General features: G+C 60.8%; 28 protein-coding genes. 17 read left to right on the forward strand and 11 right to left on the reverse strand.

Annotation, left to right across the window (positions count from 1 at the left end; translation table 11 throughout):
• Positions 1 to 14: 14 nt before the first annotated feature.
• Positions 15 to 500 (forward strand): PASTA domain-containing protein, encoded by a 486-nt coding sequence (locus QEH68_RS17460; RefSeq protein ID WP_280623630.1) that lies wholly within the window; start codon positions 15 to 17, stop codon positions 498 to 500.
• 27 nt (positions 501 to 527) lie between these two features.
• Here the strand turns inward: QEH68_RS17460 and QEH68_RS17465 are convergent, their stop codons facing one another.
• Complete coding sequence (locus QEH68_RS17465) at positions 528 to 1,205, reverse strand: NAD(P)H-dependent oxidoreductase (RefSeq protein ID WP_207594834.1); 678 nt, start codon at positions 1,203 to 1,205, stop codon at positions 528 to 530.
• Positions 1,206 to 1,328: 123 nt separating this feature from the next.
• On the opposite strand from QEH68_RS17465, the gene QEH68_RS17470 reads away from it, so the two are divergent.
• Positions 1,329 to 1,745, forward strand: coding sequence for a helix-turn-helix domain-containing protein (locus QEH68_RS17470; protein WP_207594835.1), 417 nt, complete (start codon positions 1,329 to 1,331; stop codon positions 1,743 to 1,745).
• 43 nt (positions 1,746 to 1,788) lie between these two features.
• Positions 1,789 to 2,625 (forward strand): alpha/beta hydrolase, encoded by an 837-nt coding sequence (locus QEH68_RS17475; protein ID WP_280623634.1) that lies wholly within the window; start codon positions 1,789 to 1,791, stop codon positions 2,623 to 2,625.
• Positions 2,626 to 2,629: 4 nt separating this feature from the next.
• Here QEH68_RS17475 and QEH68_RS17480 read toward each other — a convergent pair whose 3' ends face one another.
• The 6 genes from QEH68_RS17480 to QEH68_RS17505 all read right to left on the reverse strand — a co-directional run bounded on the left by QEH68_RS17480 (position 2,630) and on the right by QEH68_RS17505 (position 7,130).
• The gene (locus tag QEH68_RS17480; protein ID WP_280623636.1) at positions 2,630 to 4,153 is read right to left on the reverse strand and encodes a CYTH and CHAD domain-containing protein; all 1,524 of its coding nucleotides are present in this window, start codon (positions 4,151 to 4,153) and stop codon (positions 2,630 to 2,632) included.
• A gap of 126 nt (positions 4,154 to 4,279) precedes the next feature.
• On the reverse strand, positions 4,280 to 4,774 hold the full coding sequence (locus QEH68_RS17485; RefSeq protein WP_207594842.1) for an SRPBCC family protein: 495 nt from the start codon (positions 4,772 to 4,774) through the stop codon (positions 4,280 to 4,282).
• A 114-nt stretch (positions 4,775 to 4,888) separates the two neighbouring features.
• Positions 4,889 to 5,242 (reverse strand): hypothetical protein, encoded by a 354-nt coding sequence (locus QEH68_RS17490; protein WP_280623638.1) that lies wholly within the window; start codon positions 5,240 to 5,242, stop codon positions 4,889 to 4,891.
• A 475-nt stretch (positions 5,243 to 5,717) separates the two neighbouring features.
• Positions 5,718 to 5,981: a hypothetical protein gene (locus QEH68_RS17495; RefSeq protein ID WP_207594844.1), complete on the reverse strand. Its 264-nt coding sequence runs from the start codon at positions 5,979 to 5,981 to the stop codon at positions 5,718 to 5,720.
• The gene (locus QEH68_RS17500; protein WP_198318272.1) at positions 5,978 to 6,136 is read right to left on the reverse strand and encodes a hypothetical protein; all 159 of its coding nucleotides are present in this window, start codon (positions 6,134 to 6,136) and stop codon (positions 5,978 to 5,980) included. Before QEH68_RS17500 ends, QEH68_RS17495 begins: the two co-directional genes overlap by 4 nt.
• A 229-nt stretch (positions 6,137 to 6,365) precedes the next feature.
• Positions 6,366 to 7,130: an IclR family transcriptional regulator gene (locus QEH68_RS17505; RefSeq protein WP_207594846.1), complete on the reverse strand. Its 765-nt coding sequence runs from the start codon at positions 7,128 to 7,130 to the stop codon at positions 6,366 to 6,368.
• Positions 7,131 to 7,243: 113 nt separating this feature from the next.
• On the opposite strand from QEH68_RS17505, the gene QEH68_RS17510 reads away from it, so the two are divergent.
• The 6 genes from QEH68_RS17510 to QEH68_RS17535 all read left to right on the forward strand — a co-directional run bounded on the left by QEH68_RS17510 (position 7,244) and on the right by QEH68_RS17535 (position 13,052).
• Complete coding sequence (locus tag QEH68_RS17510) at positions 7,244 to 8,623, forward strand: SLC13 family permease (protein WP_280623642.1); 1,380 nt, start codon at positions 7,244 to 7,246, stop codon at positions 8,621 to 8,623.
• A gap of 27 nt (positions 8,624 to 8,650) precedes the next feature.
• Complete coding sequence (locus QEH68_RS17515) at positions 8,651 to 9,898, forward strand: CoA transferase (protein WP_280623644.1); 1,248 nt, start codon at positions 8,651 to 8,653, stop codon at positions 9,896 to 9,898.
• On the forward strand, positions 9,895 to 10,734 hold the full coding sequence (locus QEH68_RS17520; protein ID WP_280623646.1) for an enoyl-CoA hydratase/isomerase family protein: 840 nt from the start codon (positions 9,895 to 9,897) through the stop codon (positions 10,732 to 10,734). The genes QEH68_RS17515 and QEH68_RS17520 overlap by 4 nt, the downstream gene beginning before the upstream one ends.
• A 65-nt stretch (positions 10,735 to 10,799) precedes the next feature.
• Positions 10,800 to 11,405, forward strand: coding sequence for an AAA family ATPase (locus QEH68_RS17525; RefSeq protein WP_280623648.1), 606 nt, complete (start codon positions 10,800 to 10,802; stop codon positions 11,403 to 11,405).
• Positions 11,406 to 11,688: 283 nt separating this feature from the next.
• Positions 11,689 to 12,582 carry a phosphotransferase gene (locus QEH68_RS17530; RefSeq protein WP_280623651.1) on the forward strand — a complete coding sequence of 298 codons (894 nt, stop codon included), beginning with the start codon at positions 11,689 to 11,691 and terminating at the stop codon, positions 12,580 to 12,582.
• On the forward strand, positions 12,579 to 13,052 hold the full coding sequence (locus QEH68_RS17535; RefSeq protein ID WP_280623653.1) for a hypothetical protein: 474 nt from the start codon (positions 12,579 to 12,581) through the stop codon (positions 13,050 to 13,052). The genes QEH68_RS17530 and QEH68_RS17535 overlap by 4 nt, the downstream gene beginning before the upstream one ends.
• A gap of 238 nt (positions 13,053 to 13,290) precedes the next feature.
• Here QEH68_RS17535 and QEH68_RS17540 read toward each other — a convergent pair whose 3' ends face one another.
• A complete protein-coding gene (locus QEH68_RS17540) occupies positions 13,291 to 13,869 on the reverse strand; it encodes a hypothetical protein (protein ID WP_280623655.1) in 579 nt (192 codons plus the stop codon).
• An 837-nt stretch (positions 13,870 to 14,706) separates the two neighbouring features.
• Here QEH68_RS17540 and QEH68_RS17545 point away from each other — a divergent pair.
• Both QEH68_RS17545 and QEH68_RS17550 read left to right on the forward strand, forming a co-directional pair.
• Positions 14,707 to 15,069, forward strand: coding sequence for a hypothetical protein (locus QEH68_RS17545; RefSeq protein ID WP_157731675.1), 363 nt, complete (start codon positions 14,707 to 14,709; stop codon positions 15,067 to 15,069).
• An 86-nt stretch (positions 15,070 to 15,155) separates the two neighbouring features.
• On the forward strand, positions 15,156 to 15,470 hold the full coding sequence (locus QEH68_RS17550) for a DUF6228 family protein (RefSeq protein ID WP_280623659.1): 315 nt from the start codon (positions 15,156 to 15,158) through the stop codon (positions 15,468 to 15,470).
• A gap of 46 nt (positions 15,471 to 15,516) precedes the next feature.
• Here QEH68_RS17550 and QEH68_RS17555 read toward each other — a convergent pair whose 3' ends face one another.
• Positions 15,517 to 15,861 (reverse strand): hypothetical protein, encoded by a 345-nt coding sequence (locus QEH68_RS17555; RefSeq protein ID WP_280623661.1) that lies wholly within the window; start codon positions 15,859 to 15,861, stop codon positions 15,517 to 15,519.
• Positions 15,862 to 16,691: 830 nt separating this feature from the next.
• On the opposite strand from QEH68_RS17555, the gene QEH68_RS17560 reads away from it, so the two are divergent.
• From QEH68_RS17560 to QEH68_RS17570, 3 genes are all read left to right on the forward strand, one after another.
• Complete coding sequence (locus QEH68_RS17560) at positions 16,692 to 17,156, forward strand: hypothetical protein (protein ID WP_089594591.1); 465 nt, start codon at positions 16,692 to 16,694, stop codon at positions 17,154 to 17,156.
• Positions 17,156 to 17,467 carry a transcriptional regulator gene (locus tag QEH68_RS17565; protein WP_089594590.1) on the forward strand — a complete coding sequence of 104 codons (312 nt, stop codon included), beginning with the start codon at positions 17,156 to 17,158 and terminating at the stop codon, positions 17,465 to 17,467. The genes QEH68_RS17560 and QEH68_RS17565 overlap by 1 nt, the downstream gene beginning before the upstream one ends.
• Before the next feature lie 172 nt (positions 17,468 to 17,639).
• Complete coding sequence (locus QEH68_RS17570) at positions 17,640 to 18,383, forward strand: hypothetical protein (protein ID WP_280623666.1); 744 nt, start codon at positions 17,640 to 17,642, stop codon at positions 18,381 to 18,383.
• 709 nt (positions 18,384 to 19,092) lie between these two features.
• On the opposite strand, the gene QEH68_RS17575 is transcribed toward QEH68_RS17570, so the two are convergent.
• Positions 19,093 to 19,824, reverse strand: a complete 732-nt coding sequence (locus QEH68_RS17575; RefSeq protein WP_280623668.1) for a polyprenol monophosphomannose synthase — start codon at positions 19,822 to 19,824, stop codon at positions 19,093 to 19,095.
• Between the two features lie 173 nt (positions 19,825 to 19,997).
• On the opposite strand from QEH68_RS17575, the gene QEH68_RS17580 reads away from it, so the two are divergent.
• From QEH68_RS17580 to QEH68_RS17590, 3 genes are all read left to right on the forward strand, one after another.
• Positions 19,998 to 20,366: a hypothetical protein gene (locus QEH68_RS17580; protein ID WP_280623670.1), complete on the forward strand. Its 369-nt coding sequence runs from the start codon at positions 19,998 to 20,000 to the stop codon at positions 20,364 to 20,366.
• Between the two features lie 301 nt (positions 20,367 to 20,667).
• Entirely contained in the window at positions 20,668 to 21,210 is a 543-nt protein-coding gene (locus tag QEH68_RS17585; protein ID WP_280623672.1) for a hypothetical protein, read from the forward strand.
• A 156-nt stretch (positions 21,211 to 21,366) separates the two neighbouring features.
• Positions 21,367 to 21,777 (forward strand): hypothetical protein, encoded by a 411-nt coding sequence (locus QEH68_RS17590; RefSeq protein ID WP_280623674.1) that lies wholly within the window; start codon positions 21,367 to 21,369, stop codon positions 21,775 to 21,777.
• A gap of 965 nt (positions 21,778 to 22,742) precedes the next feature.
• Here the strand turns inward: QEH68_RS17590 and QEH68_RS17595 are convergent.
• Entirely contained in the window at positions 22,743 to 23,069 is a 327-nt protein-coding gene (locus QEH68_RS17595; RefSeq protein WP_280623676.1) for a hypothetical protein, read from the reverse strand.
• Positions 23,070 to 23,445 lie beyond the last annotated feature (376 nt).

A 23,445-nucleotide genomic window follows, 5' to 3' on the forward strand; every position in this document is an offset into this window, starting at 1 on the left:
TGGGGGTATGACATATGAAGAAGACCGCAGCATTGGCGCTGGCATTGGTGATCGGCGCAGCGCTGGCAGGATGCTCCGGCGGTACGTCGGAAGCCACGCAGGCCAAACCCTCTGAAACCGCGGCCTCCAGCCCTGCAACGAACCTCACCACCGTTCCGGACATCGCAGGGAAGCCATTCGCCGATGCCAAAGCTGCTTTGGCATCGGCCGGGCTGACCATCTCGATCGTGGGACCTGATGGAACTCCTTGGACCACGCTCGAGCCGGGTCAGCAAGTAGCAGCCGTATCGACGGACCCTTCAGCAGGCTCCGAGACGGACGCCAAGACGATCAAAATGGTTGTCGATACGACTGAAGTGGATCAGCAGATCATGAACGACGCCATCGCTGCAGCTGAGGGTGCCGTGGGCTCCGCCAATACTGCGGCCTCGGAAGCAGCAGCTGCGGCTGAAGCGGCTGCCGCTGCGGCCGCTTCAGCCGCAGCGAACTCCGGGAAGTAACCTGCCTGACGGGGTCGTCGTCGTTTCCTAGTCGTTCGCCAGCTGCAGCTTTGCCGCAGCACCGAGCTTGCCCGCGAACAGGAGCGCGGCGTCGGTGAGTTCATTCTCGGCAACACGGCGGGTTCCCTCTACGTCTGCGTTGAGGACGGTGGGTGCGAAGCGAACGTGCGTGGCATCCGCAATGCCCACAAAGCTCAGCCAATCGGCAAAGTAGGTGCTGCCGAAATCGGAGCCGAAAGCCGGCGAAACCCCGGGAGAATAGACCCCGCTGGTGTGGATGGCCAGCGCATGCTTGCCCTCCATGAGGCCGGTGTAGCCAGTTTCGGCGTCGAACCCGAAGCTCCACCCGGGTTGGGTGACGATGTCGATCCATTGCTTCAGGGCGTAGGGCACACCGGAGTTCCACAACGGAATATTGAAAACGTACGCATCGGCCGAGGCGAACTGCTCAAATACGGCGCGGGCGGACTCCCACGCCGCAATTTGATCCGGAGTCTGGTCCTGGCCGGTGAAGACAGCCATCTTGGCAGCCGCAGCTGTCCGTCCGAAAGCCGGCAACGCGCCGTCGTCGAACAGGTTCAGGGTTTCCAGCTCGAACGTCTCCGAAGCCGCAGCCTGAACCGAGTCAATGAAATGGCGGGCCAACCGCAGCGAATCGCTGGCGGCATAACGGGGTGAGGCGTTGATGTGGAGGATGGAGGGCATGCTTTTCCTTTCAGGCAGGGGACCCTTTGGCCCCTCATCGATCCTCACCCGGGGGTGTCACGCAGCGTAAGAACGCACTTTATTGTGCCCAGGGCACCTCCACGTTCCTGCAATGATGAGGTCATGACACTCACGGCTGAACAGAACCGTCGGAAAGCGCAACACCACTACAACGCTTCCTTGGAACTCTGCCCGGCACGCCAATTGCTGGAGGCGATCAGCAGCAAATGGGTGACACTTGTCCTGCTCGCCTTGGAAGAAGGGCCGCAACGCCACAGTGAGCTGCGCCGACTGATCCCGGGGGCGAGCCAGAAAATGCTGACCTCCACACTCCGCTCCCTGGAGCGCGACGGCCTGATTGACCGGGAGGTCACCGCGTCGGTTCCGGTCCGAACGGATTATGAGCTCACTGCACGCGGCCGTTCGCTCCTCCCGATCATCTTCGACATGAAGGAGTGGGCGGAGGACAACATGGACGCCGTGGCGGCGGCGCGTCAACTCCACGACAGGGCCCGTGCCGGCGCACCAACAGAACAGTAGGCTGGAAACGTTCGTGTTGAACCGCATCGAAGGGACTTGAGTTTTGGCTTACATCACCGTCGGAAACGAAAACAGCACTGAGATTGAGCTTTACTACGAGGACCATGGGACCGGCCAGGCTGTGGTTTTGATCCACGGCTACCCGTTGGATGGTTCGTCCTGGGAGAAGCAGACCGCTGCCTTGCTCGAGGCCGGTTATCGCGTCATTACGTACGATCGCCGGGGTTTCGGAAAATCCAGCCAGCCCACTGAAGGCTATGACTACGACACCTTTGCCGCAGACCTCAAGACCGTCCTGGACACCTTGGACCTGAACGACGCCGCCCTGGTGGGCTTCTCCATGGGCACCGGCGAGGTGGCGCGCTACATCAGCACGTATGGCTCGGCCCGTGTTGCCAAGGCAGTCTTCCTCGGTTCGCTGGAACCCTTCCTCTTGAAGACCGATGACAACCCCGACGGCGTGCCGCAGGACGTGTTCGACGGCCTTGCCGCCGCCGTCACCGCAGACCGCTACGCGTTCTTCACCGACTTCTTCAAGAACTTTTACAACAGCGATACCTTCCTGGGCACGGACCGGCTCAGCCAGGAAGCCGTGGACGCCAGCTGGAATCTGGCCAGCAAGTCCGGGGCCTTTGCCTCGGTGGCCGCGCAGCCCACATGGCTCACGGATTTCCGGGCCGACATCCCCAAGATCGACGTCCCGGCCCTAATCGTCCACGGCACGGCTGACAACATCTTGCCCATCGACGTCACCGGACGGCGTTTCAAGGACGCACTGCCCAGCGCTGACTACTTGGAAATCGAGGGGGCACCGCACGGCCTGCTCTGGACGCACGGCGCCGAAATCAACGACGCGTTGCTGACGTTCCTCAAGAAGTAGGTTCCTATTTCTGGAGCCTGAGCTTCAGCGCCTTCTTGCTGTGACGAAGATATTGCTCTTCCGTGGCGTCGGCGGCACTGCGTTCCATGGCGTGCAGGAGGCCATAAGTAAACGCAGCGCTGCTGATGCCGGGCGCAGAACCCAGCTTCAGCAGCTCCGCGCGGGCCACCACGCTGTCCTGGTGGTCACCGAGGATCGTTTGGATTTTGTGGGCTGCATCCCCCAGCTTCACGGCCCGCTTGCCGTGGACACCTTCAACGGCCGCGGCGGCAAACCGCAGCTTCTTGGCGGCCTTCCGGACTTCGTGAAACGCTGTGTCACGCCGGGGCCCGACGGCGGCAGCCACCGCGGCGTCATGGCGTTTGCCGAGGTGCTTGGCGGCTTTGTTGACGAGCTTCGCCGTGGTTTTCCGGGCCTTCGCCTCCCCTTGCGGCGTTACCGGTGGGGCTTCGATGAACGCCTCGAGTGCGTCCAACAACTTAAAATACCGGGGGCTGTTCAGGCGGTTCTTGACAGCTCCCATTGCGGTGTCCGCCCTGACAGCCATGCGCTGGTCCAGTTCGTCGTGCAGCGGGCCCAGGACGAGGTTCGACGGCAGCTCGTCAAGGTGCGTCCTCAAGCGTGCGTGCAGGACTTCCGTGTCACGGTACCGGCCCAAAGTCTTGGCCAACGACTTCAGCTCGCGCTCAAGTTCCTTCACCGGCGCAGGCTCAAAGAGCTGGCGGTATGAGTGCAAAACCGATCGGACACGGCGGATCACTGACCGCATTTGATGGACTGAGTCATCCCGTCCCAGCCGCACGTGGGCATCCTGAAGCAGGAGGTCGGCCTCTTGGTCCTGGAGATAGGTGAGTACCGGGGCCATTGCCGAGCCCTTGTCGTAGGACTGGTTGCGGCCGTTTCCTTTGAGATCCGGCCATGAATCACCCACGGCAGTAGCCAGCTTGGAGGTTCGGTTGCTGGGCTTCGCTCCTGCGTCTGAGAGCTGTCCCACGAGGCTTTCCAGGAGCGCATCGTCGGCGCCGTCCTGCGCGGTCAGCTCGACTTCCCACTCCCGCCACTCCGACCCGCGGGGCTCACCAAGGGATACCTGGGCCCGTACATAGTCGTCAACGAAGTCGGCCAAACGTTCGCCGCCGTGTCCGTACAGCGCGTAGCTGGTGCGTTCTGTGGTGAGTGTGGCCACTGCGGCCACTGCATGGCCCCGCGTGTAAGCGAGCACGCGATCCATGAGTTCCACCGGGACCGTGTCAGCGGTGCCCAGCGGTGCGTGAATCTCCGTCCGCTTCCCGGGACTAAGGGGCAGTTTGAGGTGCCAGCCGGCGTCGGGTCCACCGGTGCGGCGCCGCAACGTTATTCCGCGGGCTGCCAGGGCAAGGTGGCGGGTATCGAAGTAGATGGCCTCCAGGCTGTAACTTGCCGGTTTACCCACTGCCCCCACCCCGTCGATAGTGTGCAGCTCGGGCAGCGGAGTCGATGCGTTGGCATCGAACTTCCGCTCGGACTCCACGGTGCTGGACGTTGCCATGGCTGTCAGGACTCCCTCTGCCGTTGATCGTGCGTACGCCGGAGGGCCGGCCCGTAACGGTGGCCGGCCCTCGTTGGAGCTATCTATTGGTGCTGTATCCAGTGTGAGCCAGTCCCGGGCTTCGCGCTAGGGACGGACTCCGGGCGTCTGCCCCGTATCATCCACATCGCCGCCGGATACGGTGCCGCGCCAGGCCCCGGTTTCATGCCCCTGCGCCTCAATGAACTTCTTGAACTTGTCCAAGTCGGCACCCACGCGCAGTTCATCGACGTGCAGCGCCGATCCCGCCTTTTCCGCGAGGCTTTCGGGCTCCCAATCGATCGCCACGGTCACTCGGGTGCGGGCCTCTGCGAGCGGTTCGAAGCTGACCGTGCCTGCATTGCGGGGTCCATCGACGCTTGCCCAACTGACAAGCGCGTCCGGGACCTGCTCAATGATTTGGGCGTTGTACTCGCGCTTCACGCCGCCCACGTTCGTCGCGAAATGGAGTGCTGTGTCATCGATCTGTTGCACCGACTCCACACCGTTCATGAACTCCGGGAAGGTCTCGAACTGCGTCCACTGGTTGTAGGCGACAGATACGGGGACATCTACATCGATTGACTTGTTGACCGTAGCCATAAGGTTGCTCCTTCGATCGCGTCTCGGGTGCTCGTGCTGTACTGCTGGTGGCGCGCCAGCCAGCTGGCTGCTTAACCAGTGGCGCGCCTGTCTAAAGCGCGCCAGCCAAAGCTCTTAGCCGGCGTCGAAACTTTCTTCGTCATCGTCGTTGGGCGACTCGTCCTCGGGAAGGTCGTTGCCACTGCCATCCGGCAGGCTGTCATCGTTGCCGTCGGGCACGGTGGACTGCTCGGCGTGGGCCTGCTCTTCGGTTCCTCCGAAGCGGCCGGCTCCGGGCTCGCCTGCACTGTCTGAATCCTCCGGATCCAGGTGGCTGAGGTTCGGCGCGCCGGTACCTTCTCCGAGGCCGGCCTCTTCGATGTCCTCTTCCACGCGGGGCTGTGCCTGGCCTCCGCCGGCTTCCTGCTCTGCCGTAGGAGTGCCGTAGCCTCCCACTTCCTCTTCCGGTGTGGCATTCTGCTTGTCCATATGACCTGTCCTTTCCCTGAGCGGTGGAACGTGTTGATGGAACACTTCGAACCTATAAGGGTACTTAGTGTCATGTCCATGTCGAGACCAAAATAGTCAGTAATCTTAGCAATTTGTTGACAAACGTTGTATGGTGCGGCCCCGCGTCATGTCAGGACGGCTGCGGCACCTCACACCCGCCCTGAGGGTCCAGGCCCGTGTAATTCAGGGGGCCGGCGACGATATTCAGAGCTATGGTTGCAAACTGCGAGCACTGCGCAGGCGGGGCGCTGAAATATCCCCGCTGGCCGGCCGCAATTGCGCCGATGACGAGCCAAACTACAACGATCAGCCCGATGATTGAACCGATGCGCATTTCTTCCGCCAATCGCTAAACTGACGACTTTTCAGGAATTAGTGGCAAACACCCGCCAGGGGTCACCAAGAACGCGGCCGCGGACAGGAAACCTCCCCGCCCGCGGCCGCGCTGCTCCGATCAATCCGTAGGATTGGTTTCGGTGGTCAGACCACGGTTGTCCGTGGTTCCTTCGTCCTTCTCTTCTGCCGGCCCTGGTGGGTTGGCTGACTCGCTGGGGCCAGCATCGACGGCGTCGTCCGGACTTTCCGACGAGGCGTCACCTACAGGTACCTGCCCGCTGGATTCAGGCATCCCCGGATCCCTGGGAATGGGATGGCCGGGGGTGGTGGTTCCATCGCGGACCTGGGCAAAACCGGCAACTTCGCTTGGATCAGTTGTCATACGCGCGACCGGCCACGGCCAAGAACCCAGCCCAGAAGGGCCAGTACCAAGAGGATGATTCCAACCCACAGCAGGAAGCTGAGGGCTTGGTTGAATCCGCCCACGAGGAGCAGGATGATCGCGATTACGCCGGCGATTATTAAAAGTGTGTTCATTGAGCTACGCATCCCTTCAATAAATTTTGTCTATTCAGGAAGGCGTCCGCTGGTACCCCGATAAGGGGCGCCACCCATGCCAACGGGCACCGATCGAAGAAATAGTTCTCCACATCGCTTTAGTACCCTCCGGAATCGGGTTCAAACGAAACCAATACTCCAAAGAAGCACGTCCACAGCATCATGATAGGCGCGCTTTGAGTTGCGGCGAAGTATTTTGACAGGAAACTTAGTAGCCCTTGGCGGAGAACGCCCCCAAAGCCCTGCTGATCTCACGCGCGGTGCCGGTGGCCGCCTCACCGTATTCCTGGTATTTGGCGGGGACTATCCTGCTGGAAGGCCCCGAGATGGAGATGGATCCGGCAGCGACACCGCCCGGCCCCAGCAGCGGCACGCCGATGGAAGTGATCCCCGTACTGAGGCCTTGTTCGTTGATGGAGTACCCGCGGGCACGTGTGTCCGCGATCATCTCGCGAAGCCGTGTGGGATCCACCACGGTCTGCGGCGTCAGCGCTTCCAGCGGGCCAGCCAGGTAATCGTCAACGAAGGCCTCGTCAGCAGCCGATAAGTAGGCCATTCCTGTAGAGGAGGCGTGCATCGGCAGGCGCGAACCCAGCGGCAGGAAAGCCCTCAGGACGTGCGGGGTGTCGAGTCGCTCGATGATGAGCATGTAGCCGCGGTCCGGGACCGCCAAGTGAACCGTTTCCGTCGTGTCCAGCTGCAGCGCGTTCAAGGGGCCCATTGCGGCGTCACGGATCACTGATCCGCTGCTGCCACGGCTTGCCACAGCGAAGGCATGGTTGGTCAAAACCCACTTGCCGGCCTGGACCTCGGACTGCGCCACCCAGCCCAGTTCGGCCAACGTCCTGAGCATACGGAGCACGGTGGCCTTGGGCACGTCCACCTCGCGGCTGAGCTCGGACAAGCCTGCGGGCTGGTTGTCCGAGACTGCTTCCAGCACCCTGATGGCCGTGACGACGCTTTGCGTGCTCATGCAACCCTCCCGCTTGACCGACTAACTCCAGTGCCCTACATTACAGGCGACTTCCCAAAATGAACCGATGGTTCATCCAGTGAACCGACGTAGTTTGATTGGAGAACGGGCTTATGGAATTACAGATACTGGCCCTCGCCATCTTTGTAGGCGTCTTCGTCCTGGCCACCCTGCGCAAAGTCCACATTGGAGTGCTCATGTTCGCAGCGGCCGCCGGCGTGGGTGTGTGGATGGCCGGGATGACCATCGAGAAGGTGGTGGCGGGCTTTCCCATCGGAATCCTCGTCCTGCTGGTTGGCGTGACCTATTTCTTTGCGATCGCGCAGGCCAACGGGACCATCGACCGCATCATCGAAATGGCCATCACCAAAGTGGGTGACCGCGCCTTCTTCCTTCCCTTGGCTTTCTTCGCCCTCACCATCGGCATCTCTGCCATGGGCTCACCCCTGGCCGGACTGGTCATGGCACCCATCGGAATGCCCCTGGCCAAGCGGTACGGCATCGACCGCATGCTCATGGGGTTGGCCATCGGATCGGGGCTCAGCGCGGGCGGATTCGCACCCACCAGCCTGTTCGGCATCGTCACCTACGGCACCGCGAGGGCCGCCGGAATCGATCTGGATCCCCTGGTCCTTTTTGGTGTGGCCCTGGGCACCAACATCCTGCTGCTGGGGGCCGCCTACGTGCTCTTCGGCGGTTTCAAGCTGCTCAACACCCGCACGGCTGACGGTTTCGGCACCAACGTGCCGCGCTTCAGCGCAAGCCGCCCGACGCCGTCGCACCCTTTTGAACGCGAAGGCACCATTGCGCGGGGCAAGAAGGCCGCCGAACAGGCCGTTCAGGTCCTCGACGAACGGGCCCCCGCGCCGCAGCCTTCGCGGCTGGACCGCAACCAGATCGTCACCGTGCTCTGCATGGCCGGATTGGTTGCCACCGTCATCCTGATGTCCGTCCTCGGCGCCAGCCCGGACATTGGTGTCCTGTGCTTCGCGTTCGCCTCGGTCCTCACGCTGTGCGACCCACAATCCGGGAAATCGGCCGTAGCCAAAATCGACTGGTCCACCGTCCTGCTGGTAGGCGGGATCATCACGTTCGTCGGAGTGCTTCAGACCATGGGAGCCGTCGCGTTGCTCGGCGAAGCAGCCGGCGCCGTCGGGACTCCCTTACTGGCCGCGCTGGTGATCTGCGCTATCGGCGCCCTCATTTCCGCCTTCGCCTCCACCACCGGGATGCTCGCTGCGCTGGTTCCGCTGGCGCTTCCGCTGGTGGCCTCCGGGGACGTCGCCGGATGGGCGGTTATCGCCGCCCTTGCCGTGTGTTCGTCCATTGTTGACGTCTCTCCGTTCTCTACCGTCGGCGCCACGTTCGTGGCCACCGTCGACGCCGATGAACGCCCCCGCATCACCAGGTTCCTCACCCGTTGGGGCTTGTCCATGGTGGTGGCCGGGCCGCTCTTGCTGGTTGGCGCCCTGGTGCTGCCATCCAGCCTCTAAAACCGTCTCAAAGTTAGGACAGCAATCATGCTCAAACCACTCCGCGGAATCACCGTGATCGACCTCAGCCGGGCCCTCGCCGGCCCCTATTGCACCGCGCTCCTTGCCGACATGGGCGCCCGGATCATCAAAGTCGAAAGCGTCAATGGTGGCGACACAGCCCGCCAATGGCCGCCGTTCCAGGATGGTCACAGCCTCTATTTCGACTCCGTCAACCGCAACAAAGCCTCCGTGTGCTTGGACTTCTATTCAGTGGAAGGTCGTGAAATTCTCTCCGGTTTGATTGCCGACGCGGATGTCCTGGTGGAAAACTTCAAGCCCGGCACTTTGGAAAAAATGGGCTTCACAGCATCCCGGCTTGAAGAGCTGAACCCGGGGCTCGTGGTGGGATCCGTCACTGGGTTCGGCAACACAGGCCCCCTCAAGGACGACGCCGGACTGGACCAGGTCATCCAGGGAATGTCAGGGCTGATGTCCGTCACGGGGCCTGGCCCAGGTTCCGGCCCCGGCGAGGCCTACCGGGTCGGCATACCGATCGTGGACATCACCTCCGGGATGATCTGCGCCTTCGGAATTGTGTCAGCGCTCCTGGGGTCCCGGAATGGCGAGCGCCCCGGCCGCGTGTCCACCTCCCTGCTGGAGACGGCCCTGAATCTGTCCGCATTCCAGGGGCAGAAGGCGCTCAGTCTCGGTGAAGCACCCACACCGCAGGGCAACAACCACCCAGTCATCGCCCCCTACGGCATGTTTGCCACGGCCACGGAATCCATCAACATCGCCGTGGGAAGCGACAAACAATGGCGCGCGTTCTGTGGACTGCTCGGGATGCCCACCGCCGTGGAGGATCCCCGTTTCGTCACCGGCGCGGACCGCTCGGCCAACAGGGATCAGTTGACGGAGCTCATTGAAGCTGCCCTGTCCGCGAAGCCGGCAGCCGAATGGGTTCCGCTGATCAGCGCGGCCGGGATCCCGTGCGGCCCCATCTACAACTACATCCAGGCACTGGCCTCGGACCAGGTCGCCGCCCTGGGACTCGTCCAGCACAGCAGGCGTCGTGATGGGTCCGAACTCCCCCTGCTCCGCGGCCCGCTCAGCCTGGACGGCGAGGCCAGCGAAATCCTGGCTCCCCCGCCGCTGCTCGGCGAGCACACCGCCCAAATACTCATGGAACGTGGAATGACGCACGACGACGTCACCCGGCTTGAGCGCGAGGGTCGCCTCCTCTGCGTGCCGGCTTCCGTCCTGGTTCCGGAAACTATGGGAGCGCAGCGATGACCGTAGTATCCCCGGCAGACACTGCCCGTCCCGAGGTTTCCCGTGCCGGCGGCATCGCCGTCGCGATATCTGACGGCGTGGCAACGGTGGAAATCTGCAACCTTGCCCAGCGGAATGCCCTGACCCGGGCCATGTGCCTGGAGATCCAGGAACTGATGCCGCAGTTGGACGCCGATCCTGACGTTGCCGTGGTGGTGCTGCGCGGCGCCGGGAACACGTTCTGTGCCGGGGCCGCCATCAGCGAACTCGCTTCCGTCCTGATCGATCTGCAAGAGGACGGTTCCACGGTAGATCACCTCAGCGCCGCAGACTCTGCCATCGCTTCCCTCGCCAAGCCCGCGGTGGCGCTGGTCGATGGCGCCTGCATGGGTGGCGGCTGGCAGATCGCTTCCGCCTGCGACTTCATCATCGCCAACGAACGGGCAGTCATCGGACTGACGCCGGCCAAGATCGGTATCATCTACCCGCGACCGGGCATCGAAAGGCTTGTCCGCCTGGTGGGTCATGCCAACGCCAAGTACATCCTCCTCACCGGACAGACGTTCAGCGCCACTGAAGCCCGCGCGCTCGGCCTGGTGGCCGACGTCGTGCCTTCCGAGTTCTTTGAGGAGAAGTGCGCAGCACTGATCAATACGCTCCGGAGCCGTTCGCAGTTCTCCATGCATTCGATGAAGCGGCTGATGGACTTGACTGACGCCGGTTCCGGCCTGGCGGTCATTGACCAGGAGTGGGCGGCGGCGTGGTCGGCGATGCCGGACAGCCCGGACATGGAGATCGGCATCAAAGCGTTCCTGGACCGCGAGCAGCCCCGGTTCACGTGGCGGCCTGTGGGCTGACTCACGCCGCATCACGGCACAAGACGGCACCTCCCTTCGTTGGTAAGGAGACGAGGGGAGGCCTCATGCTCATTGTTCTGACTGGAATTGACGGTTCGGGAAAAACGACGGCGGCCCGCGCCTTGGTCGATTCTGCCCGCGCCGAGGGGCGGAATGCGCTGCTGCTCAGCAACCACGCCGCCCGGCGCCGTATGTCGCTGGTGTCCGAGCGGTTTGGCTGGAAATTGCCACCGCGGCTAGCCGACGTCATTGAAACCGGCGTCAGGTTGTTCAACGTGCTTCTCAACCATGCCCGCGCCCACAAGTTCGACGGCCTGGTGGTGATGGACCGTCACCTGCACTGCCAGCTCGCACTGCGTCAGGCCAATGGTTTAGGCCGCGGCCGGCTGCTTCCGTGGCTGCTGGGAAAGCTCCCAGCGCCGGACCTCTCAGTCCATTTCGACGTCGACCCCCGTCTCGCCCACCAACGGGTCACGGCACGCGGGACTGACAACGAAACACTGGCTGACCTTGAGGCTTTCCGCGCCGCATACCGTTCGCTGCCCGAGTTTGACGACTTTGAGGTGGTGGACGCCGGCGGGAATCCGGAGCAGGTTTTGGCCCAACTGAACCGGGTGATCGCTGCGGGCCGGAAAGCGGCCCTACCCCGACCCCACCAAGCCACGGCTTGACTTGCTCCCCGGCTCACGACGGATAGGCTCGCCCCATGCCAACTACGGCGTTCCTTGGGGGGAATTGATGAGTGCCAAAATCAGACGTAGCCTGCTGATCATCGTGTTCGGATTCGGGACCTACGCCGTTCTTTTATCGACGTTGGGTCCGCTCCCATCTTTGGCATTGGGTGGTGTTGTGGCCGCCCTCGCCGTTTTTGTTGACCGGTGGCATTCGGATACGGCGGGGAACCCCTATGACTCAATCACCCGATAACGCCTCCACTCCGGGTCAAGGGCATCCTTGAGTCAGTCCGCTGAACGCACGACGGCGGACATCGCCTTGGCAGTCGCCGCCCGCCGGGGTGCCGGTTCAGTGACTCTGGCAGGAGCCGGAACCGAGTTCCTCTTTTATGAAGCCGCCGGTGGCTTAGTTCGTGAGGGCTACCGGATTCCCCGTTCGAGTGAATTCAACACGGCGAACAACAGGGGTGTCTCAGCCGAGACCCTACAACGTCAGGAAATGATGTTGGCGCGCTGGGCTTCGGACAACGGCATCCCCAGCGTCGCCATTGATCTTGTGATGCAGGACGGCTTCCCAGTCCTAGTTCTGGAGGTCATCGACGACGACGGTTCCGATCTGGATTGCTCGGCACTTGGATCAGTTATCGCCTCTATGCACCGTCTGCCAGTTCCCGGCCTTCCTTTGGTTGCCCAAGCAGGAAGGCCTTGGGATGCCCGGCTCGTAGACCGGCTGGAGGAACGATACTCGCGTCTTCGGATCCGCCATTCGCTCCCCAACCTGCCTCCCTCAGCAACACTGCAGGCAACGCTCGAACGCAACTCCAGCGAGCCCCGCCTCATGCATATGGACCTTCGACGCCAAAACGTCAGGGTCCGCAGCGGTCAGCCGCTTGCGATCTTCGACTGGAGCAACACCCTCGCAGCACCTCCAGATCTGGAGATCGCAAGGATCAGTGAGTACTCCGTCATCAGGGAAAACGGCATCGACTATACGGCCTTCCTGAACGGCTACTCCAAAGGTGGCGGGAGCATCGACGTCGGAAGCCCGTCCTGGCCCATCTACACTCTTGACGCTGCGGTGATGCTCGCGGGAGTCTTCGACACCGTTGCCCCGGATCCTGAAGTGCGCGAGCACTTTCTATCCCGTGCGCGGGCACTGGTGCGTGAACTGTGAACGGGACATCAACGCTGATTTCAGAGGCCCGGATCAGTCGCGGCTCCCAGAAGGTCATCGCAAGCGTGGTGGGCATGCTGTGCATATTCATCGTTGTGACCTCCATTCCCAGCGGTGTACTGCTGATCAGCGCAGGGCTGGTGGCGGTCATTGCGCTCCTGACAGTTTCGGTACTCCGCATCAGGGTGACCGTTGAAGCCACGGAGCAGAGCCTGACCGTCAGATGCCGGCCGTTCTATTCGAGGGCGATCCCGCTGGAGGACGTCGTCGATGCCTCCCCGGCGCCGTCCAGTTCAATGACCGAAGGCTTCGGCGTCCGGTACTTGGGCCAGCGGACGTGGGGGCTACTGGTCGGCGGCCCGGCAATCGTCTTGGAGACCCCCGGCCGCACCTGGCTGATCTCCACGCCGGACCCGGAGTCCACAGCCGCGTCCGTCCTCGCCCACGCCAGCACACTAAAGGACAGATGACGGCAGGTGGTTTACCACCATCGTGGCAACAGTTTCGATGAACATACACGGTAGAGGGCCAGCTCGAGGAGCACCTCTACTTTCACAGTGGACGTGTAGCGTTTAGGGCCCCTTCACCGGGCAATTTTGCGGGCGGGTCTTACGGGAATCCGAGGCCCCAGGGAGTTACGGGGAATTGGCTCGGAGCTTCTCAGGAGTGAAGAGTGGCCGGTGGAGGACCGGCTAACGGGCGCCGCTTCTACTGCTGAGCGAGCGTGAGTGCAGAGTCGACTGCGGACTCAACCGCCTCGCGGTGTGTGTCGGTTGAGTGATCAAGAAGCGACCGGATCGCTTGGACCAGTGCCACGAGCTCGGGCGTTCGGAACGCTGTGAAGCGTCTCAGGGAAGTGGCGAGCGATTCAGTGACGAGGACACCAACCTGATCTCCGTAAGCACCCGAGTGAGACCCGTGAGGAGCCACGTAGCTTCCTCCGATAGAGATGTCCCCCAAGAGCGTCAGCAAGGGTATGCGGATCGAGTCTGGGACATCACCAGCGGCAACTGCTGCGATAAAGGGAACTGCAAAGGCGGTTGCTTCATAGACCGTTCCCTGGTGGCAGACGTTGGAGTAGAGCCCATCACCGATTGCGATAGAAGGGTCGTCTCGAAGCGCCGCTAATGATCGCGCTACGTCGCCGGCAATGCTAAGTGACGCATTGGAGCCTTCCAGGGAAACGACCCCTATTCCGTACGCGTGCTGCAGCCGGTTCCAGTCGACGTGGTCGAGTTCGTCCAAGGCTTCGAAGCCTGTTGCATTCGGTTGATACAGAGCTTCCATACAAGTGAGAGTACCCAGACGAACGCAGAAGGATACACTTTCGCTCGTGTGCAGGCCATGAAGGATTCTCAGGCCACCTTGACTAGGTTCTAGTCCTACTCCGCTGAAGTCTACGGGCGCCATGCCTGCTCGCCTGGCTGGCCCAAGGCGCTTCTTCGATGGCAATGATGACGTTGTCGTCGACGTCGCTGGCGGGAAGTGAAGCCAGCCAGGGCACGGAGAGGGATGTCCAATAGTCCATCTGAGTCGCCACCGCTGTCGTCGGAATCGTTGCCAGCGGAACTTTTGAAAGCAGTGTCCCGGGCACCATGGACAGCTCAAGCTCGCGCGCCTCAAGTTCTGCTCGGACTTCCTCGTAAGGACGTTCCAGACACGGAAGTAGCCCAATCGGGTTCTCCAGATCGAGCTGCCTTTTAGGCCGCGTTTCATCACCGATGAAGAGGACGTGTCCAACGAGACCTAGCCATGAGTGTTGCCCAAGCCCAAGTACCCGGGTCCACGATGAGTGCATTAGACCAGTGTGAAATACGGAAGGCGGGACTGCAAAGACGAAACCGGGCCATCGCATCCGGGGGAGCGCCGTCCGGTAAAGGATCGGCTCACGGACATGCAGCAACGGTCTTAGTTGGTCGGTTCCGCTTCGGGCAATGGCACTATGGCTATGTGATAATCGAGTCGATGAATGAGGCCATGCGACCCCTTCGTCTTTTAGCGCATCCCTTCGTAGAGGCAGGCAGCCTGGATCCCCGGATACAGGCTGAACTAGACGAGGGACTGACGATTCGGGATGGGTGTCTGCTTTTCGTATCGCAACTGCACAATATTCGGCAGTCGAGCGTGGCAAGTCTCGGTGGTCCCACCGGATTCGAGGGCTACATTAACAAGCTTCCGCTGGATTGGCTGATCGCCGGCGCGGATAGGTCTGCTGCTTGGCTGGCCTTCGTGGGCACGAGCGAATGGGCGGCCCGCTGCCTCGCCCAGGGCATCATGCTGGGGCGAGGCGTCGCCTCAGCTGCCGCTGACCTGGGGGACGTCCGGATCGACACCTGGATGTCCGTCGATTACGGTCCCGACGAAGAGTACCCCTCCGCTGCCTTCCGCTTCGTGACCTACAGGGCAGACGACCTCTGGGCCGGCGACTTGGCGGGCTTCGAACAGCCCGTCCTGCGCATGACTTCTCAACCGGCAACCTTTCGATGAACGAGGTACTCATCGGTCACAAGGGGACGCTCCACCTCCGTACAGAGCCAGGGGAACCTAGTTCTCGGGAGAGTTCCGATTACCTCTTGATCACAGCGAACTTCGACGGGCTCTGCGCCCGCAAACGGGTCTACGACCTCGATGGGTGGTCGCGTCTTCTTTCCTTTTTCGAGGAGATCGAAGCCAGTTGGCGGGGTTGGGATGGCGACAAACTGTTCACTTCTCCGGAGGGAGATTTCCGACTCGTCGCGAAGCACGTCGGTCACATTCATTTCTCCATCGAGCTGAACGAATTCCAGCGGCTGGATCCTTGGTCTGCGAAGGGTGAGTTCGACCTGGATCCCGGCGAAGAGCTGACGGCTACGGTGGAGGCGCTCAGGGCCCTGCTGGTCGGGCGGTAGAGGATCCTGCAACGGGCATGCTCTCGAGTCCGGTGAAGAAGCTGACTCAACGATGAATTACCTCACCAGGGTCGAGCCCCAGCGATAGGAGGTCGAATTCGATTTGACTGAGGAACTCTCTGCAGCCGCTCTCAACTTCCGCCCAATCGAGTGGATTGCTGATCACATCGGGGCTGAATACTGACCCGACCAGCCATCCTGACGACCCACGCGTCAGTGCAACCGCGCCAACTTCTTCAAAGGACATCGAGTCAAACATGAAGTCGCCTCGGTTCGCGTCGTTGAGCCAGAGAAACAAGCTGCGAGCGAGTTCGACTATGGGAAAGGCTGGCTCCCGATAGAGTAGCGCAGGCCCTACCGAGACAGTGAGATCGGCATCAAGACCGACCAAGTAGTCAGCTTGGCTCGTTCCTCCGATGTTGTCAGAGTCTAAGTTCGCGTAGGTAAGTCTCATAGTTGCCATCTCATCACCAACCCTCCGTGCTCTGCCCGGGAATCACTCGCACACTCTCTAAGCAGTGGGACAGAATCTGGTCAACGAGGATGGCGCCAACTGGGGCAGCGCCTGCTGCAGGTATGTTGTTGCAATGCTAATGCGAAGCGGCGATGGCCGCGGAATAGAGGACGGGGTCCTCATCAAACGCTGGACGATCGGTGCAATGACAGCGTTCTCGTCCTCATGAGGGACGAGATCGTTTGCCCAAATTGCGGGCAGGACTGGGTCAAATTGTACAGACTCGTAAAAACAGGCGAACCCTTTCAACTCTGTGATGAGTGCGATGCGGTTTGGTCAATCGGAATCGAACCCAATATGACATCCCTTGGAACCTTCGACACTTTCATGGCAGTACGTGGTCTATCGGAAGTAGAGGACGAAATCGAAGAGGTCCAGTGACGCAGCGCGGAGGGCTCGAATCGGGTACTGATTCAGCCATGCTCAGAGGTCTACGCATTACTGCTGGCTGAGGCTCGAAGTATCTCATGACCCTAGCCAATTGTGACCGGTATGTGGCCACTCCAATGAGGAAGACCCTGCAGATCGAAGGCAGGTACGGGTGTTCCCGAGCGAGCACTCCTTCCTATAGGGAAAGGCTGCACGGTAAAGGATCCCCAAGCGGGCGCTAGCACGCCTGGTGGACGACCGGCTGCGGGACGCTGAAATCAGCTCAACCCGCTCATCGGACCTTGACTTTCCCGGTTGGAAATCGATAGTTTTCCAATATGGAAAATCATAGCGGGGAAACTGAGGCAACCGCAGCTCGCAAAGCCCTTGAAACGCTCCGGCAGGACACATCGAGGATCGCCCACAGAGCCCGTGCTCCCTTCTGGTACCGCTTCGGGTTCGCACTGGCGGTGGTTGCATTTATCCGGGCTTTCGGATTGGAAGGCGGCGCGTTCATCCTGGTCATTTCCATCAGCGCCGCAGCTGCGGTAGGACTAGGCCTTATCCGCCCCTGGGTAACCAAGACCCAAGCCGATCCCTGGGCCGACAGCCCGGCCCTTCGATGGGGGCTGCTCCAAACGGCAGCCGTACTCGTATTCGGGGCAGCCGGCATCCTCCTCTTCACCATCACAAAAGAGGAATGGGTACTCTGGCTCACATCCGTTCTCGCAGGCGCCGCATGCCTATGGTCAAGCGCCCGAATGGAGAATGCACTCGCCACTTCGATCCGCGAGAATCGATAATGCCTTTCCCAGAACATCCGCTGCCAGCCTCGGACGACTTAATTCACAGCCCATACCGCCTGCGAATCTGCAGCCTCCTGCACCGGCTCGGCGACACCGAATACCAACTCCTGCGTGACAGCCTGGACATAAGCCCCTCAGTTCTCAGCAAACACCTCAAACGACTAGAGGAAGCCGGCTACATACAACTCTCCTCACGCACGGTCGACACCCGCCCACACGGCTGGGCCTCACTGACGGAGACGGGCCGAAAAGCCTTCCTCTCCCATGTTGCATACCTTGAACAGATCATTCGCGACGCAGAAACCTAGCAATGGCCCATGCACTGATGGCACCTGCCCCGCACCCTCGTGAATCCCCGCTGCACATAATGCGCCCGGTAAAGGATCCCTTACCGGACACCGTCGAGGTGACTCAGCGCTCCCCGTCCAGCGGGAAGCTAGCGTTTCGTATTCAGCGGCACGCATGTGTGATGATCCGGTAATGACCGACGAGAACAAGAAGAGGGAAACGATGCTGTTGAGAGTGAAGACGCTCTTCCTTCATCGAGTCTTGCGCGGATACAGCATCAAGTGGATCTTTATCAGCCACTGGCGCCGCTTATGGCGCCAAGGCGGGAACTTCAAAAACGGCGAGAACAGCCCGCGGGCGAAGGAACTCACAGACCAGTGGGAGTCCGCATGGCCAGGTTGCGAACCCAGTGGAAGCAGCCTCAGGGACCATGAGCCCGGTCTGTGGCTCAGGTTCCACAGCCTGCCACGGGCCAAGCGTTACGCCGAAAATAGCGAAGAGCGGGACGAGGTGCTGCACCGCCACCAAACTCTTCTCAATGACTTGCTGGCCATCTCGGGTTCAACCCGGATCCGAGTCATCGGCCAGGACTACGACACAAACGACATTCACAGCGGCTGGACAAAGAAGCACATGCCCGGCTCATGGCCCTGGAGGGTTCACTTGGACAACCACCTCCACGGCGACGTTCCCGGGCAGAAAGCCCCCGAAACTTACTTCTGGGTCTCGTCATACGACACGGTCGGACAACTCACTGGACTTCTCGAACAAGCTGCCGAGGACGTCGCGAAATTCATTGTCACCGACCCCGCTATGACCTGGGTCTATGCTCCCTATGACGGCGGAGTAGACATCATCGCCCCCACGCTCGAAGCACGAGAAGCCTTGGAAACAGCCCACCCTGAATGGCTACCAAGTGAAACAGGAAGTGTGTAGCCCCCCTCTCCCGACAGTCACAAAGAAACCCTCCGGCAGAAGACCCAACGGACTCCCAAGTGAATCTAGCTCAAGCCGAATATGTTCGTCCGTTGAGCGATCCCTTACCGGGCCCCTCCGGGCAGGCTACTAGCTGATCCCCAGCTGCACTCATTGGCCGTAGGCTGGTTTTCATGGGGAGGAAATCGTGGATCAGTCTTCTTGCTTTAATAATCGTGACGACGAACTGCGCGTGCGGGGTAGGGCGCGGAGACCCTGATCGGGAAGAAACATTTACCGTGCAAGGAGGAACGTGCAGTGCTCAATGGTGGCTTGAACCGCAGGATGTCGACGTGCCTGCGGCCGCCTCCGACGCAGCTGCCCGAGCCCTTGCGGCCGCCACTGTCGATCCCTCTGAACTGAATGCTTGGAAAACGACGATCCTTGAGTCGCGATCAGGCCACCGAGAGATCACCGAGACCTCACTTGAAGGCTACGCTTACGTTGAGGCGGTAAGAGCTGAGGTAAGAGCCGGCTTGTCTGATGCAGGATTCCCGGACGCACCCACAAGAATCATCGAAGCCACTTCAAAGGTGGAATGCAGGTGAGTTGATAGGCGTCTGCCAGCTCAGATCTCCGCCCGCAGCCTGATCCCTCAGCCTGAAAGGCCAGGGAATCAAATAGTGCTCCTGGAACAGCGTTACTGAAGCCACCAGCGAGGGTTTGAGAACTAATTCTTCTTTTGAGAGCGTAGCTTCCAGGGTGTGAGGGCCGACTCGAGCTGCTCACGGAGGTCCATCTTGGATGCCCCTTCCACGCGCTCTTCGAAGCGAATGGGCACTTCGGTAATTACCAAGCCTTGCTGGGCTGCCCTGTAATTCATCTCGACCTGGAAGGAATAGCCGTCACTCTTGATTGATGCGACGTCAATGCGGCTCAGGGATGAAGCCGTCCAGGCCTTGAAGCCCGCTGTTGCATCCTTAACTTTCAGGCCGAGAATCACTCCTACGTAGAAGTTCGCCCAGGTAGAGAGCGCTTTGCGGTGCCACGGCCATTCCGCGGCCGTGGAGCCGCCAGTAACGTAGTGCGATCCGATCACCAGTTCAGCACCGTGGGCATGAATCCGTTCGACCATCGTTGGGATCACCGACACCGGGTGGGAAAGATCCGCATCCATTTGAATGATGATGTCCGCGGTCTCCGACAAAGCAAGAGTCATACCGGCCACGTAAGCCCTGCCCAGCCCATCTTTTTCTTTCCGGTGCAAGACTGTTATCGTCCCGCCGGAATCTACTGCCAACCGGTCAGCGACCTGTCCGGTTCCATCAGGAGAGCTATCGTCCACAACGAGCACATGGTTCGGAATCTCCAATGAGCCAAGTTGGGAGAGAAGGACAGGAAGATTCTCCCGCTCATTGTAGGTCGGAACAACAACAGTGATTTTCGGGTTTTCAGCAGGCAAAACGGTGGATCCCCAATTCGGTTTCTGATTTAGTCCAAGCCAACGTGTCGATTCGCACGAGCGTCGGACTCCGCCAGTCTATTGACAACAGCTACGAGCCTGAAAATAGCCCAGCACAAGCTAACCTTCCCCAGAGGAGTCCGCTGATCAAGTGGTGTCATCCATGGCGAGCAATGTTCAGTTATGCCCGTAAGCCGATCCGTTATCGTTCACGATGCTGCCGGTCAGACCTCTACTTTGTAGCCAAGAGCGAGGTCAGCGGCGTTCAATCCTCTGATGCCCCAGTTCACCTTGGGAGTCTCGGTAATCGTGATCTCAAGACTGTGCGGCGCGATCCCGGCTTCCGCCTCGATGCGATGGAAAAGCTCTGCGATCAACGCACGTTTGGCATCATCAGAGCGCCCCTCGAACATGGAGATCTCAATAATTGTGTAGTCGGCACCGCGATCCTCAGGATGAACGAAGTCCTCATCGTCCAGCAGGATAAAGCGCTGAAAGCCTTGTCTGCCGGATACTCCAAAGCTGCCATGACCGCACCGTGAATCGCAGTCTTCAACGTCGCCCGCCGAGGGCCAAGTGTCCCTCGATGCCCGTAAACGATAATTTGTGCCATGCGAGCACCATACCTGTCTGCGGGGAATGAAGCCGGCGGCCGAACGGGCACCAAAGCGTCCGGTGAGGGATGGGCTCGCGGGCAGGTGATTTATGAAGTTGGCCGTAGTTCACCACTAGGCGCACTTGGTCCGGACTTCTTTGTCTTCCCCACTCAGTCACCTACGGGATTGCCAACGAGAAGTAGACGCCGCGGCGTCATGCGGCCGCACGTAGTGGAGAATGCTGATTATGGGCGTTCTTTTTGACTACTTCTCTGCTGCCTCCGATGAGGAAGCAGCCTCGGTGATCGATCGTGTCGGAGGTCCTGGATCCCAGGCGATGATCGCTCCGTCAGTTGAGCCCCGGCGAGGCATCTTCGGCCGCAAACGCCAACCGACGGCGCCGGCGACCGTGGCTTACCCCGATGCGGCCGTTTTTGACACGGTATCCGGCAACGGTATTGATCCGGTCGTGCAGCTGGGAACGCTAGAAGAGCTGCTCACTGGGCGGTCTTTTGACGATGTCATGGACGATCCCCGGAGCGGCCACGCCCTCGCGGATCGGGATGGTGGAGAGCGTCTTGTACTGACCCTCACGGAGCCCCTTTCCACGGCGTTGGCCACGGCTTCCGACTCAGCCCTTGAGCAGGTGGCGATCCCATGGTCGGAGACCGAGGAGTTCTGGAACGCCGCTGACCCGGCGCTTCTTGCCGGCTTCCTAAAGGATTTGGCCGGCCTGGCCAGACGGTCCAAAGCTTCCGGGGAGAGGCTCTACTGCTGGGTGTGCGTGTAGACGGCGCGGTCTCGCATTTTTCTCCGGGCAGTAACTGGTCGAACACTCGCATTGTCCAAGTGGGCCCCAGCTTAGGTGGGTGCTGCTTTAGACCCGGCGATACAGTTGACCGCACCGTGGAATTCACCTGTGCATGGGCAGATAGGAAAGCCACCTTTGGGAAAGTACTTTAAACATGAAGTTCTTAGGGACTTCTATCTGGAAGACAGCTGGGTCCTGGGCGTCAGTTCAACCCCGGGCCAACTAGTCATTACCGTGGAGTTCGTACTGACCGAGGAACACCCGTCTTATTCCCCGCCGCGGCCCGGCGAGCAGTACTGCTACCGCAATGGGGTGCTGGTGTTCGATGGTGTAACAGATTTGAATTGGACGGGTCAGCTCGGTTCCCGGCCTTCGCGCGACCCTGACGGGTCGGTCGACTACGGCAATATCGATTCCCTCATCATTGAGGGAAATCACTACACCGTCGAAGGAGGCCTCGGCGAAATTGATCTCCACGCTGCATCTATCCGAGTGGCGCCGGTCTCGGATGGCACGACGTTACTTCGCAAAAGCACCGACGACTGACCCTTAGCGCTGTCCCGGTCAGGGATCCCCAATCGGTCGCTGAATCGTCCGTTAGGCCACCGTCTTGTTGCACGCGATTGGCTCAGCCGATCGGTACCTTAACTGGCAGGAACCTAAACGGGCCTCCGCACTCGCGGCCATAGGGATATTCCCCGGTGGACTCCGTTTCGATAGGAAATGTGCGGGCAGCGCGGGAACCCGAAGAGAGCACGGCTTCAACGTAGACCGTCCTCGCGCTGGCGGGTTGGATAAAGTAAGGCGCTGACTGGGGCACCATCCACTTGCCATCAAGGCTCTTAGCCACCGGCGCTGGAGTGCAGTCTTCCTCGAAGCAGGCTGCGACCGACGTGGGTTCATGGGAAAACTGGAGCTCCACTGGGCCGACGTACGCGTATCCCATGGCCGGGCACACCCCGCTCCCTGGCCGGCTAAACAGCAGGAGTGCCAAGGCCACAACCGCAGCACCGACGCCAAGTCCGACTAGAAGTAACCCGCGAGGCTTCATGGTGCGCGCTTAGCCCCGAGCGGCTCCCGTCGGGGTGCCCGTCTTAGCCCCGGTTTGGTCCGGCAGCTCTCGTCGTGCCACGCCCGTAGGTGGTCCTGCGCGATGCCGGACGCCCGGTGAAGGATCCTTCACCGGGACATCGCTTTGGTGGGACCTTGCAAGTCGGGTCAAGGACCACTGAGGGATTCGCCGGCGGGACCTTGATGCAAAAGCACCCTTCCTGACGCCGTGGCGGCACTACCCAGGCACCTGTGGATCGCTTCGTGGCGGCGGTCTGGGGTCGCTAGGTGTTGCAGCCGCGTCTATAACCGATGCTCAACCGCGATCCTTACTGAGTCCAGCAAAGAGTGCCTGATTATCACGTCGGGAGGACGCGTAAGTGTGCATCAAAAACTCGACTGCAAATGCGCTGCCTGTGCGGGTGTGTGTGACCGATTTTGACAGGTACTTGCTATGGGGCTCAGCTGTAGTTGGTGGCCATGCTTACTATGCTCAGGCCAATGGTTATCACGATCGGCGCGATGGAACTGCCAGGTACTACTTTGCGGACGACCACGGTCCTCCCGATGACGTAGATGGTTGAGAGAAATCCCCAGGCCCAGTGAAAGGGGCGCACGACGCCGAGGCGTTTGAGTCTGCGCCAGTCCAAGTGGGCCATCACGACATTGGCCGCGTACACGGGCAGTCCGACACCGCCAACGATGAGATCGCCAAGGCTGAGCTCGAGGTCGGGATCAGTGAGCTGGGCTCCGTCGGGTCCGATGGCGTAGCCATGAAAAGACTTCACCGCGATGTCCAGAATGAGCAACAGCGCAGGTAGCCACAGCAGCGCCCAAAGAAAGGGGGTGGATATGGGCGTTCTTGGCGGCAGGAGGGGCCTGTCTTTCAATCCTTCTGCGGGCAAGTCGGAGAATTGCCCCGTCCATGCGGCACCGTCCCACCATTGAAGCCTCATCGTTCCTGCTGGGTCCGCGTACCAGCCAGGTGGCGCGGCTACGTGGTTTGATGGCTGACTAATGGTTCTTCCTCCGCGAATGTTGTGACGGTCTCTCTCTGGACGATACCCGAGGCATCCGCCAGCAAATCCAAGAGACTGTCTACGGACTGTTTCATGACGGCGACCAAGGCTCTGCGCGCAGGAGGAGCGTCGTTTAGTCGCCTCG

Source organism: Paenarthrobacter sp. OM7 (genome assembly GCF_029873575.1).
GTDB lineage: Bacteria > Actinomycetota > Actinomycetes > Actinomycetales > Micrococcaceae > Arthrobacter.